The 18,188-nt window shown below is 51.2% G+C and carries 17 protein-coding genes, 1 tRNA gene and 5 pseudogenes; 10 read left to right on the forward strand and 13 right to left on the reverse strand.

Going from position 1 to position 18,188, the window contains the following annotated elements; all coding sequences use genetic code 11:
* Window positions 1-326 (reverse strand): annotated as a pseudogene (locus AC07U6_RS04525) (transposase); the annotation flags it as partial.
* A 302-nt stretch (window positions 327-628) separates the two neighbouring features.
* Here AC07U6_RS04525 and AC07U6_RS04530 point away from each other — a divergent pair.
* Entirely contained in the window at window positions 629-1,375 is a 747-nt protein-coding gene (locus AC07U6_RS04530) for a DUF2971 domain-containing protein (RefSeq protein WP_494763005.1), read from the forward strand.
* Window positions 1,376-1,406: 31 nt separating this feature from the next.
* Here the strand turns inward: AC07U6_RS04530 and mobQ are convergent.
* From mobQ to AC07U6_RS04555, 5 genes and pseudogenes are all read right to left on the reverse strand, one after another.
* Window positions 1,407-2,939: pseudogene (gene mobQ / locus AC07U6_RS04535) on the reverse strand (MobQ family relaxase).
* A gap of 761 nt (window positions 2,940-3,700) precedes the next feature.
* Window positions 3,701-4,024 (reverse strand): annotated as a pseudogene (locus AC07U6_RS04540) (Arm DNA-binding domain-containing protein); the annotation flags it as partial.
* Window positions 4,025-4,205: 181 nt separating this feature from the next.
* Window positions 4,206-4,281: transfer RNA gene (locus AC07U6_RS04545), tRNA-Asn, on the reverse strand.
* Window positions 4,282-4,381: 100 nt separating this feature from the next.
* The gene (gene mtfA / locus AC07U6_RS04550; protein WP_494763004.1) at window positions 4,382-5,176 is read right to left on the reverse strand and encodes a DgsA anti-repressor MtfA; all 795 of its coding nucleotides are present in this window, start codon (window positions 5,174-5,176) and stop codon (window positions 4,382-4,384) included.
* Window positions 5,177-5,407: 231 nt separating this feature from the next.
* Window positions 5,408-6,091: pseudogene (locus tag AC07U6_RS04555) on the reverse strand (hypothetical protein).
* 373 nt (window positions 6,092-6,464) lie between these two features.
* Here AC07U6_RS04555 and AC07U6_RS04560 point away from each other — a divergent pair.
* Window positions 6,465-7,160 (forward strand): phosphohydrolase, encoded by a 696-nt coding sequence (locus AC07U6_RS04560; RefSeq protein ID WP_494764507.1) that lies wholly within the window; start codon window positions 6,465-6,467, stop codon window positions 7,158-7,160.
* Window positions 7,161-7,241: 81 nt separating this feature from the next.
* A complete protein-coding gene (locus tag AC07U6_RS04565; RefSeq protein ID WP_494763003.1) occupies window positions 7,242-7,490 on the forward strand; it encodes a hypothetical protein in 249 nt (82 codons plus the stop codon).
* A gap of 218 nt (window positions 7,491-7,708) precedes the next feature.
* Here AC07U6_RS04565 and AC07U6_RS04570 read toward each other — a convergent pair whose 3' ends face one another.
* Window positions 7,709-8,377, reverse strand: a complete 669-nt coding sequence (locus tag AC07U6_RS04570) for an epoxyqueuosine reductase QueH (protein ID WP_494763002.1) — start codon at window positions 8,375-8,377, stop codon at window positions 7,709-7,711.
* A 101-nt stretch (window positions 8,378-8,478) separates the two neighbouring features.
* Between AC07U6_RS04570 and AC07U6_RS04575 the strand changes: the two genes are divergently transcribed.
* Window positions 8,479-8,946, forward strand: coding sequence for a very short patch repair endonuclease (locus tag AC07U6_RS04575; RefSeq protein ID WP_494763001.1), 468 nt, complete (start codon window positions 8,479-8,481; stop codon window positions 8,944-8,946).
* A gap of 3 nt (window positions 8,947-8,949) precedes the next feature.
* On the opposite strand, the gene yedA is transcribed toward AC07U6_RS04575, so the two are convergent.
* The gene (yedA, locus tag AC07U6_RS04580; RefSeq protein WP_494763000.1) at window positions 8,950-9,867 is read right to left on the reverse strand and encodes a drug/metabolite exporter YedA; all 918 of its coding nucleotides are present in this window, start codon (window positions 9,865-9,867) and stop codon (window positions 8,950-8,952) included.
* A gap of 169 nt (window positions 9,868-10,036) precedes the next feature.
* Here yedA and AC07U6_RS04585 point away from each other — a divergent pair, with 169 nt between their 5' ends.
* From AC07U6_RS04585 to AC07U6_RS04600, 4 genes are all read left to right on the forward strand, one after another.
* Complete coding sequence (locus AC07U6_RS04585; protein WP_105591606.1) at window positions 10,037-10,312, forward strand: hypothetical protein; 276 nt, start codon at window positions 10,037-10,039, stop codon at window positions 10,310-10,312.
* A gap of 11 nt (window positions 10,313-10,323) precedes the next feature.
* Window positions 10,324-11,226 carry a DUF808 domain-containing protein gene (locus AC07U6_RS04590; protein WP_494762999.1) on the forward strand — a complete coding sequence of 301 codons (903 nt, stop codon included), beginning with the start codon at window positions 10,324-10,326 and terminating at the stop codon, window positions 11,224-11,226.
* 68 nt (window positions 11,227-11,294) lie between these two features.
* On the forward strand, window positions 11,295-11,426 hold the full coding sequence (locus tag AC07U6_RS04595; RefSeq protein WP_255416823.1) for a hypothetical protein: 132 nt from the start codon (window positions 11,295-11,297) through the stop codon (window positions 11,424-11,426).
* 179 nt (window positions 11,427-11,605) lie between these two features.
* The gene (locus tag AC07U6_RS04600) at window positions 11,606-11,779 is read left to right on the forward strand and encodes a YodC family protein (protein ID WP_494762998.1); all 174 of its coding nucleotides are present in this window, start codon (window positions 11,606-11,608) and stop codon (window positions 11,777-11,779) included.
* Window positions 11,780-11,834: 55 nt separating this feature from the next.
* On the opposite strand, the gene AC07U6_RS04605 is transcribed toward AC07U6_RS04600, so the two are convergent.
* Window positions 11,835-12,158: a DUF6388 family protein gene (locus tag AC07U6_RS04605; RefSeq protein ID WP_105591609.1), complete on the reverse strand. Its 324-nt coding sequence runs from the start codon at window positions 12,156-12,158 to the stop codon at window positions 11,835-11,837.
* 182 nt (window positions 12,159-12,340) lie between these two features.
* Between AC07U6_RS04605 and yedD the strand changes: the two genes are divergently transcribed.
* Window positions 12,341-12,796, forward strand: coding sequence for a lipoprotein YedD (gene yedD / locus AC07U6_RS04610; RefSeq protein WP_494762997.1), 456 nt, complete (start codon window positions 12,341-12,343; stop codon window positions 12,794-12,796).
* A 69-nt stretch (window positions 12,797-12,865) separates the two neighbouring features.
* On the opposite strand, the gene amyA is transcribed toward yedD, so the two are convergent.
* Window positions 12,866-14,350 (reverse strand): alpha-amylase, encoded by a 1,485-nt coding sequence (gene amyA, locus AC07U6_RS04615; protein ID WP_494762996.1) that lies wholly within the window; start codon window positions 14,348-14,350, stop codon window positions 12,866-12,868.
* A 193-nt stretch (window positions 14,351-14,543) separates the two neighbouring features.
* Here amyA and AC07U6_RS04620 point away from each other — a divergent pair, with 193 nt between their 5' ends.
* Window positions 14,544-15,527, forward strand: coding sequence for a D-cysteine desulfhydrase (locus AC07U6_RS04620; protein ID WP_494762995.1), 984 nt, complete (start codon window positions 14,544-14,546; stop codon window positions 15,525-15,527).
* 50 nt (window positions 15,528-15,577) lie between these two features.
* On the opposite strand, the gene pcaD is transcribed toward AC07U6_RS04620, so the two are convergent.
* The 3 genes and pseudogenes from pcaD to AC07U6_RS04635 form a co-directional block, all read right to left on the reverse strand.
* Complete coding sequence (gene pcaD / locus AC07U6_RS04625) at window positions 15,578-16,333, reverse strand: 3-oxoadipate enol-lactonase (RefSeq protein ID WP_494762994.1); 756 nt, start codon at window positions 16,331-16,333, stop codon at window positions 15,578-15,580.
* Window position 16,334: 1 nt separating this feature from the next.
* A pseudogene (pcaF, locus tag AC07U6_RS04630) lies at window positions 16,335-17,524 on the reverse strand (3-oxoadipyl-CoA thiolase).
* A complete protein-coding gene (locus tag AC07U6_RS04635) occupies window positions 17,521-18,183 on the reverse strand; it encodes a 3-oxoacid CoA-transferase subunit B (protein WP_494764506.1) in 663 nt (220 codons plus the stop codon). Before AC07U6_RS04635 ends, pcaF begins: the two are co-directional and overlap by 4 nt.
* Window positions 18,184-18,188 lie beyond the last annotated feature (5 nt).

The raw sequence follows: 18,188 nt of genomic DNA on the forward strand, positions 1-18,188 counted from the left end.
TATGCTCATCGTAAACTGCGTGGTCAGATAGCTGACGAGCTCACGCTTTATCGCTGGTTTTAAAGCTTTTTTTCGATGACGTCTTTCAGCGCCCGGCATTCCAGACTCAGATCGGCAAACATCTGCTTCAGACGACGATTCTCGTCTTCAAGATCTTTTATCTTTTTGATGTCAGCGGCTTCCATCCCGCCATATTTCGCCTTCCAGTTGTAATAGCTGGCTTCGGAAATAGCGGCCTCGCGGCATACATCTTTGACGGTCCTGCCAGCTTCGACTGATTTCAGTACGGCGATGATCTGGTGCTCGGTGAAACGGATTTTACGCATAGCGATCTCCTCGGGGACATAAATAGTATGTCGGAAGATCTCTAAAAGTGAATGGGCCGTTTTGGTGGGATACTTACAATCATGAATCATGGTCTCAACTTTCGGGCTAGAAACGGACACGCAGACACTGAAATTACGTGATATAATCTCTATCTATCAAACAAAACAATAAGTGATGTTTCTTATAAAAGGACTTGAATAAAATGAGCATGATTTATCATTATTGTAGCCCTGATTCCTTTTTCAGCATTATTCAGAATAAGCGTTTATGGTTAAGCTCTATGGATCACATGAACGACTACATGGAAAAAAAATGGTTCCATACTGCTTTGAGGGATTGTTTATCCAAAAATTTAGAACCTTACTGCTTTAACCAGTTAATAACACATCTAGATGATAATATGTCTATTGGGACGCCGTTTGCTTGTTGTCTATCTAAATCAGGGGATATTTTGAGTCAATGGCGAGCTTATGCGAAAGATGGATTTGGTGTATCTATTGGGTTCAATAGAACTAAAATTAATGTCTACAATGGAATGATAGGTAATCACCTTGACTCCAAGCATCGACTTACTCTAGCCGATGTCGAGTATATGGATATTAAGAGAGTTAATTCTTTGGTTGAATCAATATTGTCAAGATATTCATTTATAAAAAAATACTACATGAATGAAATAATATCATCATCAAAATTTAGTCGCTATGATGAATTAATCCATAGATTAATTGGTAATGTTATTCACCTAAATACTATCACTAAAAATCCTGCATTTAAGGAAGAGAAAGAAGTGAGGTTAGTTTATCAGACTTTAGATATTGGGAAATATGAGCATCCAGATTCATCCTTAATTAAGGACTTGAAGTATAGAGTATACAATGATCAAATAACATCTTATTACGAGTTTGCTTTCCCCAAACAGGCCATTTCAAAAATAATACTGGGTCCAAATAATAAATTCAAAGAAAACGATATTATTAATTTCTTACAGTATAATGGGTTTGATCACAGTATAGAAATACTGAAATCTAAAGCTAGCTATGGAGTTTAAATGAAATTCTTATCTTTTATCGATTATGCTATTAATCATCACGATTATGACGATATCCCGGCGGCCTCAACCTTGGATAGTTACTCCTTCTCACCTTCTCACCTTCTCACCTTCTCACCTTCTCACCTGCTCAGGTGGGATAGATGGGGTGAGATCCATACTGTGATCTGGCTGGCCCAGCTTAGGACGACTTGAGAAACGGCTGATCTCATCCTGTGTTGGCTTGTAGTCATCTTGGTTAAACTTGGCTTGTTTCTCATATTCATCGCGAGGAACACGACGCTCCAATACTTCGTCAAAGATGTAGTTTTCAGCAATACGTTTATCATGTTCTTCACTAATAATATCAACTTTAGTTTTGTCTGTTTTAGCCCATATGAATTTATCTCTGATAAAATCAACCAAAAGAGCTGTAAAGCGTTTAAAGATATTATACTGGTGGGGTAGCTGTTTTCCTGTTAACACGGTCAGGGGCGCTTCTGGATGCCCTGTTTGAGATTTTAGATTGAGATGTTTTCAAAATAGTTTTGTTGTCAGCATCAGAAACGATTTGTGCTAACTTATTATTTATGACAACTTTACTTACTTTGTCTTTATCACGGTAAGATTTTACGCCACGCAAACGAGGAGCTGGCGCTATGAATACAGGTTTCTGTGCTTCACTGTCAGAAGAGCCAGAGCGCGTTTCTGGTAATACAATATCTTCTGGCTCAGCAAGATATGTAATCGTAAAGCTTCTAACATCAACGACGATTTCAAGATCAAGTTCCCTGAATGTTTTGTAGACTTCAACCGCTTCTTGTTTAGCAGCATCACGAACAGCCTGTTCTGCAGCTCTTTGTTCCTGAGCCGCCTTACTACGCCATTTGGCACTGTGAATACGTTTCATTGGAGGACGGTTTGTTTCGGCGGCTTTAGCAAGCCATAGTGCTTGTTCTTCATTATCCAGAGTCGCCGCCGCATTTGATAGAGCTTCCTCATGCTGGACCTGAAGGGAACGATGATCAATACGTTCTGGTGAACCAGCAGCAGCAAGGTAGCTGTTAGCCATAGATGCCCATGACTCACGCCACAACACAGACATTTTTCTGTCGTTCCAGCTTCTTTCTTTTTTGCCGAAGCCTTCCGGGCTAATGGTTTTTAATGTCAACATAACGTGAGCATGTGGGTTATCGCTATCGAGATCGTGGAAAGCGATATCGGCAATCATGCCTTTATCAACGAAGTTTTTCTGGCAATACTCAAGAACAAGTTTTTTCTTGTCGTCATTATTTAACTCGGTGGGAATAGCAACATCGAAAAAACGGGCTGTTTGACCATTTTGTTGACGCTCAACCCTTTCAACTTCATTTCACAATGCTGTAGAGTCTTTTACAATATATTGAGGAGCATTAACAGGTGCTAATATGAAATGCCCGTATAAATCTGTACGGCGGCTATAATTATAGGTATCACCTGTTCTTTCATCGGTGATTCTGCAACGGGCATGATAGGCAGCTTTTGCAACGGAAGACTTGCCTTCAGAACGTTTCACAATTTTAAAATCAAGATGAAAAATAGCCATATAATAAAAACAACCTCAATATAAATTTAAATATTAAACCAAAATATAAATCTCCAATGCGACTATGCTATTTTTAGTTTTTCGTAAGAAAAACTCTGATGTTGACGTTGACCTTGTTTCCGAAGGAAACAGTGTTAGCCTGCGGCAGGCAACCGTCGGTAGACCCCACACGCTCACGAAGTGAGTGTATAGGTGGGCATTGCTTTATTTTTATATCTCCTGAAGGAGCTAAAAAATAACGACAATGTGCAAAGTTTTTCTATAGTTAAATAATAACGCTAGTTTTAATGTCTGTGAAATTAACTGAGGCAGAATCGGATAAACGGTTGAGGTAAAGTAGTTATATTGAGCATTAGGTTTTTTTCTCTCTCGCCGTAAGGCGGGAAAGCGAAATTTAGGTGAAATAATGAAAATACCAATAGCTTTTATGTGTTGCACAATTCACAGGCTAAAAGATGAAAACAGAATCTAAAAACAACAGGTGAAATTATTTTCCTTGATTTGATAAAATAAGTAACGCGGAGAGTATCAGGCATTCAATGTTAGTGGTTGCACTCGTTTGTGTTGCATAATTTTATTTTGAGCTTACTGACATTTCATGTTTAAAACCAAAACACCATTTTTTCGGGATAAATCCCATCATTAACAGGGCAAGCCTGTCAGCAGGTGATTGTTTAAAGCAATCATACAGCACTATTTAACATTTCATTGTCATATTATTTGACCTTTTCATTTTTTAATTGTATTTCAAGGAACAATCAAGCTTTTGTCACCACAGTGAAGGTGCGTGTCTTATCACGCTTGGCCTTTAGCTCTTTAACCTCTGCCTGTTTCTTTGCATTAGGGTCAATACCCTGAGCAAGAAGCCTTCTGGCCTCATCACGGCGTTGTCTTGCATTAGCAAGTGAAACAGCAGGATAAACACCAATAGAGAAGAGTTTTTGTTTCCCTCCGAAGCGGTAAGCCATTTGCCAGTATTTGGAACCTTTCGGGGTAACGCGAAGGAACATGCCGAAGCCGTCGGTTAGCTTGTATTCCTTCTCAAGGGGTTTTGCATTTTTTGCTTTGATATCAGTCAGTGACATGAAAACACCCCCTCGTTTGTTGGTAAAAGGGAAATCGAACCAGTATTACCAGCATTTTTACCATCAATATGATATGGCTTCGAGTGGTTTTTGGTGAACGAGGGTGAACGACTAAAGAGAGATAACCAACTGATAGAAATGCAGAAAGCAGACGTCAGTGAACGTCTGCTTCCCTTAAATATGGCTCCTCTGACTGGACTCGAACCAGTGACATACGGATTAACAGTCCGCCGTTCTACCGACTGAACTACAGAGGAATCGTGTGAACGAGGCGCATATTAGCGATCTGCCTGTTACCTGTCAACAGCAAAAATAGCGGTGCCAGCTGAATGGCGTAGTTTGCAGCAGAGCGTTGTTTTAATGAACAATTCCGTTCGGATTTTGCTGTTCTAACTGCTGCTCCAAACGCTGATAAGGGTCCTGGCGATAAAACTGGCGCAGCCGCTCGTAGACCTGTGGGAACCTCACCAGCAGCAGCTCCGGGGCGCTGAAGAAATATTCCGATAGCACGGCGAAGCATTCAGCGGGATCGCTGGCGGCATAAGCATCAATGGTCGCGGCATTTTCTCCAACCAGATCGACCTCTTCCTGAATAGCATTCATCGCCGCCAGCATATCGCGCTCCCAGCCTGCTACGTCGCGTAGTGCCATGGCCGGAATGCCGGTTGACTCACCGCTGCCGTGTGCGTCCAGCTTGTGTGCTACCTCGTGGATCACCAGGTTATAGCCGGAACGGTCAAAGGAATCCTGAATATCCAGCCAGTTAAGTACAATCGGACCCTGTTCCCAGCTCTGACCGGACTGCACCATTCGCTCACGGTGAACCAGGCCAAACTCATCCTGCCATTCGTCATCAACCATAAATGGGGTAGGGTAGATCAATACTTCCAGAAAGCCATCCAGCCAGTCGTAGCCGAGGTTGAGCACGGGAAGGCAAAACAACAGTGCCAGACGACACCGTTTTAACTCGTCCAGTTCAAGATTCTGTAAGCCAACGATACGTTTCTGACGCAAAAAGCGTGCGGCGAGCGCGATCAATGTCTGGCGTTCACCTTCATTAAGTGGAGCCAGCAGCGGAATCTCAAGCGCCTGTTGCCAGGGTAATCCACGGGTCGCTGCGTCATCCTCGCTTTTCCACGGCCATTTGATCATGCTGATATTGTCCCCGCGCGGTAATAAAATCCTCTTACACCATGCCGCAGCCGCACAAATGCTGCAACGGGTTAATATACATTGCGCGAAATTTGAGCGGTGGGTGGGTGCGATTATCATGATAGTTGCCAAAAATGATGGCAAATTGAGGGGGATATTCAACCAGTTATATTAGGAATTGTCTGTGATGAAGCGCAAACGACGCTGAAAAACTTCAGCGCCGCGCATCATTCACAGCGATCGGATCCGTTCAAAGTCGATAACCCATACCCATGGGTTAACTTCCCAGCTGGTTCCGCCATACTGGGCGATCCATGCCTTGCGGTAGGCCTCTTTTGGAGAGTGGGTTTCGCTCTGCATGGTAAAAAAGTTATTTAAAAAATGGCTGTCGAACTGTACACCTTCCGCGATGATGTCATCGTCACTGATATCCTGGATTTTTTCCACGCGCAGGCGGGTAATCAGCAGGTCAATACGGCTGGCCCAGCGCGGCATATGAATACCTGCCTGCCAGCCGGGATGGCCCACGCCGTCTTCACTGCCCCAGGTGCGGGTATCGGCCCGGTAGCGGCAATATTTGCGGTCTCTGAACGCCGCCGGGTCCTGCTGATATCGCGCAACATCTTCGGGAGCAATCACCAGCCCGCGCCAGGTTGCTCGCACCCATAGCCGGTCACCCGGTTGCCCATGCGGGCTGTGGTGGCTGATGTTCTCCATGCTCATCCCCAGGTTTCCTTACAGGTGGTTACGCTTTACGTCAATCCCGTAACAGCCTTCATGATTACCCTGAACCGGTGGTTGGGATTTCATGATGCGCCGGGTCTGACTTTGACGGCCAGATAGCAGGGCGCGCACCCGCTGATGACGCTGTACTGACGCTAAAATGGGCGTTTTTAAACGGCAAGCCAACGTCATTTTTGCAGCGTAACATATTTTACATGTTGCTTAATTACAATGTTTTAAAGCAGTGCGGCATTTTCAAAATATTCAGAAAAGTGTGGAGTTTACCTGGAGGGGGTAATGTAAAGCAAACGATAATCTTTGCTATGAGTTGAGAGGTGAAACGTTTCGTTACCTTTGCACTGTATTATGGCTGCTTAAAGATTTGCTCATAATTAGAGCGGTTTGTTTGCGCGGCAGAAAGTATCGGGATGCCATCATGCTGTAACATAATGAATACATGTACTAATAGTGATGAAGGTCTCACTTTTACCACGCTGGCACAGCTCCTTAATCGTGGCCTGGCGCCACCAGAATCTCAACAAGTCCAAAGAATGAAGGAGAGTCTATTATGCTGAACACCTGGCAATCGCGCTTTGAGCAGTGGCTACACCAGAGCAGGCAGAAAGAGGATAAGGCGCATGACGTGGCGCATCTGGCGCGCGTATGGCAAACCGCACAGCGCATTATGCAGGGAAGCGAGGCCGACCCGCTGGTGGTTCTGACCAGCTGCTATTTTCACGACATTGTTAACTTACCGAAAAACCATCCGCAACGGCATCTGGCTTCCGCCCAGGCTGCCGAAGAAGCGCGCCGGGTTCTGCTGACGGAGTTTCCGGATTTTCCTTCAGAGAAAATCGCCGCCGTGATGCATGCGGTTCACGCACACAGCTTCAGCGCCGCCGTCACGCCGGAAACGCTGGAGGCAAAAATCGTGCAGGATGCAGATCGGCTGGAATCCCTGGGGGCGATTGGACTGGCGCGCGTGTTTTACGTCTCCGGCGCGCTGGGGCGCTCGTTGTTTGACAGCCATGACCCGCTGGCCCGTGAAAGGCCGCTGGATGATGCCGAATGGGCGTTGGATCATTTCCAGAAAAAGCTGCTTAAGCTGCCGCAAACTATGCAGACCGCCGAAGGCAAACGTCTGGCAGAAATCAATGCTGATTTTTTAGTGGCGTATATGGCAAAACTCTGTGCGGAATTACAGGGCGATTTCTGCGGCACGGATCGGCAGGTACTGGCTGAGTTTGCAGTTAGTCACTAATATATTAAATTTTTATGACAGTATGGTTAAATTTAGCTTAACAGGCTAATTTGATGTGTAAATTTATCAGGAGATTCAACAATGACTGAGACAGTAAGCCTGACGTTAAAGATCGATCCTGTATTAAAAGAAACACTGAAAGCCATTGCGCTGGAAAACCAGACTTCAGTCAGTCAGGAAGTGACCCGCCGTCTGCTGATCACGCTTGAAGGAGCAAAAGAGCCGGAAGTGGACAATCAGGATACTGCTGAAGAACTGCCAGAACAGCTGAGCGCAGCAGAACTGAAACAGGTTCGCGCGCTGCTGAAAAAGAGTAAAAAGAAAAAATAAGCGCTGAGGAAGTTTCGCGTATCCGCTGCGATTAACGCCCCTCGTTGTGAGGGGCGTTACACTTATCTCTTTTCAGCGTTTTGAACAACTCATGCATCGATGGTTTGTCGCTATGTTTGTGCTACTCACCTGGCGATTGTCTCACTGCCTTGCCTGACAACGGCCTTACTGCGGCGCCCGTCTCACTCCCGCAACGATTGTAGTAATGCGGCGATCCTTTACGATTTTCCCTCAGCGTCTTCATCACCGTAATACAATACGCCCAACTTAATTAACGGACGGCCCTGGCTTTTGCGATGCAGGTTGCTGTCGCGCAGCGAGTAGACGCAGCCGCAGTATTCCTGCTGATAAAACCGCTCGCGTTTACTGATTTCGATCATGCGCGCCGCGCCGCCTTTTTTGCGCCAGTTATAATCCCAGTAGCTAATGCCTTCATAGGGCGCTGCCGCCCGGTCACCGCAGTCGTTAATCTGCTGCATGTTCTTCCAGCGTGAAATACCCAGCGAACTGGAGATGACCGGAAAACCATTCTCATAGGCGTAAAGTGCGGTACGCTCAAAACGCATATCGAAACACATGGTGCAGCGCACGCCGCGCTCCGGCTCCCACTCCATACCTTTTGCCCGCGCAAACCAGTTATCGGTGTCGTAATCGGCATCGACAAACGGAATGCCGTGCTGCTCGGCAAAGCGGATATTTTCCTCTTTGCGCAGCAGATACTCCTTCTGCGGATGAATATTCGGGTTGTAGAAGAAGATGGTGTAATCAATGCCTGATGCCTGCAGGGCTTCCATCACTTCGCCAGAGCAGGGGGCGCAGCAGGAATGCAGCAGCAGTTTATTCGCGCCTTTCGGCAGCATCAGCTTTTCTCGTTCAACAGGGCCCATTAAATCAGATCCACTTTAACTGGAATTTTGGCTAAGTGTAGAGGCATCCTGCGCGACAATAAAGGGCTATACTCAAATGCTGTTGCCAAAGGAAGATCAGGATGGCTGACGTACATAAACCCGACGTGCGTAGTAAAAATATGCGAGCGATCCGCACCCGCGACACGGCGATTGAACAGCGCGTGGCGGAGCTGCTGGGCGAACTGGACATCACTTTTCGGGCGCAGGATAAGTCGCTGCCCGGCAGACCTGATTTTGTTTTGCCGGACTACCGGGCAATCATTTTTGTTCACGGCTGTTTCTGGCACCATCATCATTGCCACTTATTTAAGATGCCCGCCACGCGTACGGCGTTCTGGATGGGGAAAATTGACAGTAACGTGGCGCGCGATAAACGCTATATTGCTGAGCTTACCGACGGCGGCTGGAAGGTGCTGCTGGTGTGGGAGTGCTCGTTGCGCGGTAAAACGCGGCTGGAAGAACAGGCCCTGAGCGCCCGTCTTGAAGAGTGGATCTGCGCCGCTGCAGGCAACGGCGAGATCGATGAAAAAGGCATTCACCAGCTTTAACGGTTAATCCCGGCTGATGGGTTTGATAGTAGGTTTTGCCGGGAACAGGTATTTACCCAGCGTGACCAGCACCACCGCAAGTACGATGATCGCCAGCGCCAGCCATTCGCGTGAAGAGAGCGTTTCCCCGGCAAAGCCAATCCCCAGCAGCACCGCCACCACCGGATTAACGTAGGCATAGCTGGTCGCCACTGCCGGGGTGACGTTGCGGATCAGGAACATATAGGCGTTGATGGCGATAATCGAACCAAACAGGCTGAGATAGCCCAGCGCCAGAATGCCCGGCAGCGTTGGTGCACCGGTCAGATGCTCACCGCTCAGCGTGCTGGCAAGCAGCAGCACAATTCCCGCCGACAGCATCTCAACGGCTCCTGCCATCATTCCCTGCGGCAGTTCAATGCGTGAGCCCCAAACGGAGCCGAACGCCCAGGTCATGGAGCCTGCCAGAATCATCAGCGCGCCCCATGGATTACCGGCCATATGTCCACCGCTGTTGAGCAGCAGGATACCCACCAGCCCCACGCCGATCCCGACCCACTCGATCCAGCGGGTCTGGATGCCAAACATGCGGCTAAAGCACATCGCGAATAGCGGCACGGTCGCCACCATTACCGCTGCCAGCCCGGAAGGCACGTGCTGATGTTCGGCCACGGTGACCGCGCCGTTGCCCATCGCCAGCAGTAAAATACCGACAATCGCCGCGTTTCCGGTGGCTTTAAGCGACGGCAGTTTTTCTCCACGTAGCAGCAAAATAGCCAGCAGAACAACGCCCGCCAGCAGGAATCGCAGCCCGGCCATCATCATTGGCGGCCAGCTTTCCACGCCGATGCGGATAACCAGATAGGTTGAACCCCAGATAAAATAGAGAGAGAACAGTGCCGCCAGCAGTGGCAGCCAGGCAGGAATACGACGCAACTTCATGTTAATAGCTCAGTCCGGTTGAGTAATTGCAGCGCTAAATTCTCGTTTTTTAACGCGGAATAGGGAAATGTTTTTCTTCACAACAGGGAATTTTTTTACAAAATTTGCAGTTGTTACGCATAATTGTTTAGATCATCCCCACATTCTACGGCGAAGCGCAGGGCGAGATATGGCCAGTGTCAAACTGACGGTAAAGCGTTTGTATCAACTGAGCGGTGAACGGATGGTGAACACCCGGGCGACTGCGCGTATTTTCGTCGGCGATCGGCTGATTGCCACGGAAGAAATTACCGGCATGACTGAAAGTCCGGTAAGTAAGTATCTGCACCATACTGAGCGACAGGGCCAGCCGGTGCGCGTTGAATGGGACTGCGAAGGCATTGCCGATATGGCGGTGCTGGAGATCGAGCGGTGTCCCTGCTGTCAACATGATGAACATGAATAAGGAATCACACTTTGGCGGGAAGTAGCTTACTAAGCTTGCTGGATGATATTGCCACGCTGCTTGATGATATTTCGGTTATGGGAAAAGTGGCGGCAAAAAAAACCGCGGGTGTACTGGGGGACGATCTGTCTCTTAATGCGCAGCAGGTTAGCGGAGTGAAAGCCAACCGTGAGCTGCCCGTGGTATGGGGCGTAGCGAAAGGCTCATTCATCAATAAGCTGATCCTGGTGCCGCTGGCGCTGGTGATCAGCGCATTTGCGCCCTGGGCAATTACGCCACTGCTGATGATTGGCGGCGCCTACCTCTGTTATGAAGGGGTGGAAAAGGTGCTGCACAGCCTGCACAAAAGCAAAAGTGATGAAACCCCGGAGGCCCGAGAGCAGCGTTTACTGAAGGTGGCGCAGCAGGACCCGGCGGCCTTCGAGAAGAAAAAGGTGCAGGGGGCTATTCGTACCGACTTTATTCTCTCCGCCGAAATCGTGGCGATCACCTTAGGGATCGTTTCGGAAGCCCCGCTGCTTAATCAGGTCTTAATTCTGTCCGGAATTGCGATTCTGGTCAGCGTGGGTGTTTACGGCATTGTGGCTGCCATCGTCAAGATTGACGATCTTGGCTACTGGCTGCAGAAGAAAAGCTCGGCGCTGGCGAAATCGGTCGGTGGCGTGTTGCTTGCAACGGCCCCGTGGCTGATGAAAATTCTGACCGTTGTCGGTACCGTGGCAATGTTTCTGGTCGGCGGCGGTATTATCGTGCACGGTGTGCCGTTCCTGCATCATGCCATTGAAGGATTTAGCGCCGGACTGGGTGCGCTGGCTGCTGTCCTGGCGTCTAACGGGGCCAACCTGGTGATAGGTTTTATCGTGGGGTCGATCGTGCTGTCGCTGGTAAATTTGGTTGCCAGAGTGCGCGGCTAATCGGTATAACGTACGGCTTGCGGACTCGCCAGGCGGGTCCGTTTTTTTACCAATGTGGGAGCAATGTGATGAAAGACGATATTTTTGAATTTGATATTGATGCGCAGCTGGAACAGGCGGAAGCCAATGCAGAGAAAAAAGCTGCAGAATTGCCAGCCGACCTGGGCGATGAAGCGGACTGTGAAGGTTGCAAAATCTAAGTGTAAGTGAGAGCTGCTTCACATAAACGAAACCTGTAAAACTTATGCGTTTTTTTTATTTATCGAGTTTTTAACTGCTTATTTGCATTTAACAATTTATTAACCTTCGGTTAACGGCATCGAAATCAACAAGATGCTATAACTATTCTGTCTTTTAACCGAAAGGGAGGTGCTTTGTCATGTTTATAATCAGTAATGAAGTGCAGCGCAAGGATGGTGGACCCGTGATGATTGTGACGGGTATTGCCAGCGGGATGGTTGAATGCCGTTGGTACGATGGTTTTAGCGTAAGGCGAGAAGCATTCCGCGAGGATGAGCTGGCGGCAACGTCAGGTTCCCGCCTGGCCGGTTAAGCGCTACAACCCCTGAACAGACGTGTTGGCGCGTCTGTTCGGGAGGATCGACCGATCACAGTTCGTTCTGAATACAAAACTCTTCCCAGCTCAATCCCAGCGCTTCAGCATGCGAGCGCAGATAGGTTTCAATCGCTTCCACCATCACGGCTTTATCCGGCTCGGCCAGCTGAATGGCAAATAAAACGCCGTCCAGTTTTTTCTCGCGCACGTAGGCCGCGTAGGCGCGATCCTTTTGCAGCGCCTGAAGCTGTTCAATGCTCATACCGACGCTGGCCGCCTGTTCTGCTGTGAGGTTCTCAATACCTGATTTCAGCTCCGGATGTGCCTCAAGAAACAGGTCTTTAGCAATGGCGTAATATTCTTCAACAGTTTTCATAGCGGTCCTGCCTGGGGAATTTCGGCCGCCAGTGTACACGGGGCTGGCGGAAAAAGGAAAGGTGTGGCGCGGGTACAGGTCAGGGGAGAAGGGCAGAAATCCGTCGTGAACCGCCGAACGAGCTTGCGGCGTAGCGGGAAAAAATTATAACGTAGCGCGTGATTCATAAAGCAGGGAAAAACATGAAAAACTGGATTATTGCAGGGCTGGCCGTTACCGCGCTGAGCGGGTGTGCGCAGCTGGAAGGTTACAGCAGCGCGGTGAAAACGCCACCACCGGCATCGCTGGTGGGTAACTGGCAGACGATGGGGCCGCAGAAAGGGCTGGTCAGCCCTGAAGCGCGCGCCAGCCTGATTATTACCGCCGCGGGCGATACGCTTGACTGCCGTCAGTGGCAGCGGGTGATTGCTAAACCGGGTAAGACCACTCTGCTGGACGGTGACTGGGTAAACATCAATAATCAGTCGCGGGTGATGCTGCTGGAGCTGGAAGGCAGCGTTTTGCATTACGATAAGCTGACGCTGAGCAAGGTGAATCAGCCGACGGCAGAGTGCCAGAAGGCGCTGGCGGATAGTCTCGCTGCTGCTGCTGCTGCTGCTGCTGCTGCTGCTGCTGCTGCGAGCAGCGTTAAACCGTAAGGTGCCTGTGCTGGCTGTGCTTTTTGGCCGCGTCCTTGCGGCCAAATTCGCCCGGCACCACCCGTTACTTTACTCCCCCAGCACCCACACGCTCACGCTACCCGGATTACAGCGGAACGTCGCGACACCGTTCACGTCACTCTCAACCTGCTCCTCACGATGACCGAGATAATCGGACCAGCGCTTCCCGGAAAAATTCTCACCCAGATCCAGCACTTTCTCCCCCTCATCCCCGTTGGACATGATCACTACGCATCCCGGCAATTCTTCCGTGCCGCTGCGTGCAAAGGTGATGCAGTTAGCGTGATCGAACCACTCGGTCTGCACGCCGTGAGCAAACAGCTGACGGGCACGGATTAGCGCTTCCAGCTCTGCAACCACCGGTATTTCAATCTCATACTGCTCGCCGTCGTCGCCCTCATCCTGATAGCGGGCACCGTAAAGATCGGGATAGAACAGGGCAGGGACGCCGTTTTCCCGCAGTAAAATCAGCGCATAGGCCAGCGGTTTGAACCAGGGATCGACCGGGGCCTCCAGCGCCTGTAGCGGCTGGGTATCATGGTTGGCGACAATGGTTACCGCATGCCACGGATCGGCTGCGACCAGCGTGTCGGTAAAAATCTGGCTCAGATCGTAGTCGGCGCCCTGCTGCGAAGCATTATGGAAGTTCATTTGCAACGGCGCATCAAACAGCATGGTTTTACCGTCTACCTGGTCAATATACTGCTGCAGTTTGTCCAGTTCGTGTGACCAGTATTCGGCGACGATAAACAACGGGGCCTCATTGGCCTCCTGCACGTGCTCAATCCACTCTTTATAGAACCAGGCCGGAATATGCTTCACTGCGTCCAGCCGGAAGCCGGTGGTGGCAGGGAGTTGCGCCATCACCCAGCGCGCCCAGTACTTCAGCTCTTCGGTCACCGCATGGTTGCGGAAGTCGATATTGGCTCCCATCAGATAATCAAAGTTGCCCAGCTCATCGTCAACCTGTTCGTTCCAGCCCTCGCCGGTATAGTCGTTGACGATCTTGAACACGCCGTTTTCATCCGGGTTTTCGATATGATCGACGCCGCTAAAGCATCTGTAATCCCAGATAAATTTTGAATATTTTCCTTCACGAACCGGAAAGGTGAAGCGGGTCCAGGCTTCGGCTTCAATCACCTCATCGTCAATTTCTTCACGGTTTTCGGGATTTACGCGATTTATCTGCACCCGTTCCTTTTCATCCGCGCCCATCTTGTGGTTAAGCACCACATCGAGGATCACCCCTATCCCATGGGACTTCAGTGCTGCGGTTGCGGCCAGCAGCTGCTCTTTATCACCGTACTTGGTGGCTCTTGAACCTTTCTGCTCGAATTCGCCTAAGTCGAACAAATCGTATGTATCGTAGCCAACGGAGTAACCGCCGGACTCGCCTTTATACGCCGGGGGTAGCCAGACATCGGTAATGCCCATTTCGGCCAGACTGGCAGCCTTCTCGGCCACTTCAGGCCACAGCTTGCCGCCATCGGGATAGTACCAGTGAAAAAACTGCAACAGCGTGGGATTGCGCATATCCTTGTTCCATTTTTCATCAGTTCGGGATCTGAATTATGGAGCAGCATGTGTGAAAAGTGTGATCTGAGCTGTAATTATTTTTCACCGTTATTCAGCGTGGCATTGAGATATCACCAAATGAAAGATGACCCGATCGCTATCTTCTGCAACACTAAGAAATAATTCGAACGCACATCTCGCGGAGGCCGCGTTGTCCTTACATAATCTTGTTAATTTTCCCCGTGTTGAGCTGCTGGGTGCCCCAACGCCGTTCGAGCATTTGCCTCGTCTTTCTGACTATCTGGGACGCGATATTTTCATTAAACGTGATGATGTTACGCCAGTAGCGCTGGGGGGTAACAAGCTCAGAAAGCTGGAGTTTCTCGCCGCCGATGCGCTGCGCAATGGTGCTGACGTGCTGGTTACCGCCGGCGCTATTCAGTCTAACCACGTTCGCCAGACGGCGGCAGTGGCGGCAAAGTTGGGGTTGAAATGCGTGGCGCTGCTGGAAAATCCCATCGATACCCGTGCAGAAAACTACCTCAGCAACGGTAACCGTCTGCTGCTGGAATTGATGAATGCGGAAGTGGTGATGGTGGATGCGCTGCACGATCCCGACGCGCAGCTGGAAGAACAGGCCATGCTGCTGGAGGCTCAGGGATTCCGTCCGTACAGCATTCCGGTAGGCGGTTCGAGCGCACTGGGTGCGCTGGGCTACGTTGAATGTGCGCAGGAAATTGCCCACCAGAGCGAAGGCGTAGTGGATTTTGCGGCGGTAGTGGTGGCATCCGGCAGCGCCGGGACCCATGCCGGACTGGCGGTCGGGCTGGAGCAACTGCTGCCGGATACTGAACTGGTTGGCGTCACGGTTTCCCGCAAAGCTGCCGCTCAGCTGCCAAAAGTGGAATTACTTCGCCAGCAGGTGGCGCAGTCGCTGGAGCTGAACAGTCGCGCGGAAATTACCCTGTGGGATGACTACTTTGCACCTAAGTACGGCGTACCGAATGAAGAAGGCCTGGAAGCGGTAAAACTGCTGGCGCGGCTTGAGGGCATTTTCCTCGACCCGGTTTACACCGGTAAGGCGATGGCGGGGCTGATTGACGGTATCGCTCAGAATCGTTTCCGTCGCGAAGGGCCGATTGTTTTTGTGCATACCGGCGGTGCTCCGGCGCTGTTTGCCTACCATCCACTTTAAGCGTGTTCAATGTTACCGGTGCCGTGCGTACCGGTAACAATTCTACTGGTTCAGGCCAGCAGAAAATCACAGACCCGTTCGCTGAACGCCTGCGGGCACTCAATGTTACTTAGGTGCGCGGCGGGCAACAGCGTCAGCTCGGCACCGTGAATATGGCTCCGCAACCACTCTGAATCGGCGACCGGCGTAATCAGGTCGTTTTCACCCGCCACAATCAACATCGGCAGTATAATACGCCTGACCTCTTCCCGCAGATCGGCGGCGGCCAGCGCTTCGCAGCAGGCGGCATATCCCTCCGGACTCGCCTGCGACAGCGCCACGCTCATTTCACTGACCTGTGGCTGAAAATGACGAATAAAATCTTCGCCGAACCAGCGGGAAGGCGCTGAAGCTGCGATCGCGGACAGTCCTTTTTTACGGATATGGCGGACGCGCTGCAGCCAGTGCGCAGAATGGCCGATGCGGGCAGCCGTATTCGCGACCACCACGCGCCGGCAGCGATGTGCAGCAAAACGGCTCAGCCACAGTCCGGTGAGTCCGCCCAGCGAAACACCACAAAAGTGGGCCTGCTGAATGCCTTCTCTGTCCAGCAGATCGATAACATCGCGGCCCAGTAGTTCGAGGGTGACCGATGACAGAGGTAACGGCGTATTGCCGTGGCCGCGAGTGTTGTAGCGCAGCACGTTGAAATGACGGGTTAGCGCGGCCATCTGTGGCTGCCACGACGCGAAGGTGGTGCCCAGTGAATTTGATAACACCAGCACGGGGGCACCAGCCGGACCATCGAGTCGATACTCAATATGCATGTTAACTCCTCTCAATAATCATCGCGATTCCCTGGCCAACGCCGATACACATGGCACACAGCCCGTAACGGCCGTTGCTCTGCTGTAGCGCCCAGGCGGCGTTCATCAACAGTCTGCCGCCGGAAGCACCGAGCGGATGCCCAAGGGCGATGGCACCTCCATTCGGATTCACTCGGGCTTCATCGTCCGCCAGCCTCAGTTCGCGGGTGACGGCCAGTACCTGGGCAGCGAAGGCCTCATTCAGCTCAATCACATCCATTTGCTCAAGGGTTAAGCCGGTGAACGCCAGCACTTTGCGGATAGCTGCCACCGGGCCCAGGCCCATAATTGTGGGTTCAATACCCGTAATTGCGCTGGCAACAATGCGCGCCAGGGGTGTGAGCTTATGTCGTTGCAGGCCCGCATCGCTGGCCAGCAACAGGGCGCAGGCACTGATGCGTTACCCGCTGTTACCGTCCCCTGTGGAAACGTTACCGGCTTCAGTTTTTCCAGCATCGAAAGCGTGACGGGGCGCGGGTGTTCATCCTCAGAAAACCAGCTGGAAGGGGCGTTTTTATGCACGATCTCCACTGCCATCAGCTGATCGCGATAAAACCCCTTTTTCTGCGCGTCGGCAGTGCGCTGCTGGCTGCGCAGGGCCAGCGCATCCATATCCTCCCGGCTGATATCGAATTTAGCCGCCAGATTTTCAGCGGTTTGCGGCATCGACTCTACGCCGTACAGTGCCTTCATACGCGGATTAATCAGCCGCCAGCCCATAGTGGTGTCTTCCAGCTGCATCTGACGGCTGAAGGCTTTAGCGGCCTTGCTCATCACAAAAGGTGAGCGGGTCATATGCTCTACGCCACCCGCTATCAGCAGATGGTTTTCCCCGGTATGGATACTCCGGGCGGCCATGGCCACCGCGTCCAGGCTGGAACCGCACAGACGGTTGACGGTACAACCGGGTACGGAAGCGGGCAACCCGGCAAGCAGCAGGGCCATGCGCCCAACGTTTCGATTATCCTCTCCGGCCTGATTCGCGCAGCCGTACAGCACGTCGTCCAGCGCGGGCCAGTCAATCTGGCTGTGCCGCTCAACCAGCGCTCTGATTGGCAGTGCGGCCAGTTCATCCGCACGGATCGCGGCGAGGCCCCCGTTCAGCCGACCAAAAGGGGTGCGTACGGCATCACAAAGCCAGGCGTTGTTCATCGGTATCTTCCTCCCCGATCGCAGGCGAAAGTCAGTTCAACCGGCGTAATATCCTGGAGCTGTTGCGGCGTGATATTACTGAGGATTTCACGCACGATTAGCCCGTTCTCGGTGACATCGATGACCGCCCGATCGCTGTAGATACGGTTGACGCAGGCCATTCCGGTCAGCGGATAGCTACATTGTTCAACAATCTTGCATTCGCCGCTGCGTGTCAGATGTTCCGTCATCACCACAATGCGTCGGGCTCCAATTGCCAGGTCCATTGCGCCACCCACGGCGGGGATCGCATCGGATTTGCCTGTACTCCAGTTAGCCAGATCGCCTCGCTGGGATACCTGATAGGCCCCCAGCACGCAGAGGTCGAGATGCCCGCCCCGAATCATTGCGAAGGAATCGCCGTGATGGAAAAAGCAGCCGCCGGGCAGGAGGGTAACCGGCTGCTTGCCGGCGTTAATGAGATCGGGATCTTCGTCCCCGGGTGCGGGGGCCTGGCCCATCCCCAGAATGCCGTTTTCGCTGTGCAGGATAATATCTTTATTGGCGGGAAGGCAGTTGGCGACCAGGGTGGGCAACCCGATCCCCAGATTGACGTAGGCACCATCGGGAATATCCTGCGCTATACGCATCGCCAGCGCCTCGTGGCTGATTTTAGCCATGTCCA

Source organism: Erwinia sp. GW821-FHT03D09 (genome assembly GCF_059420805.1).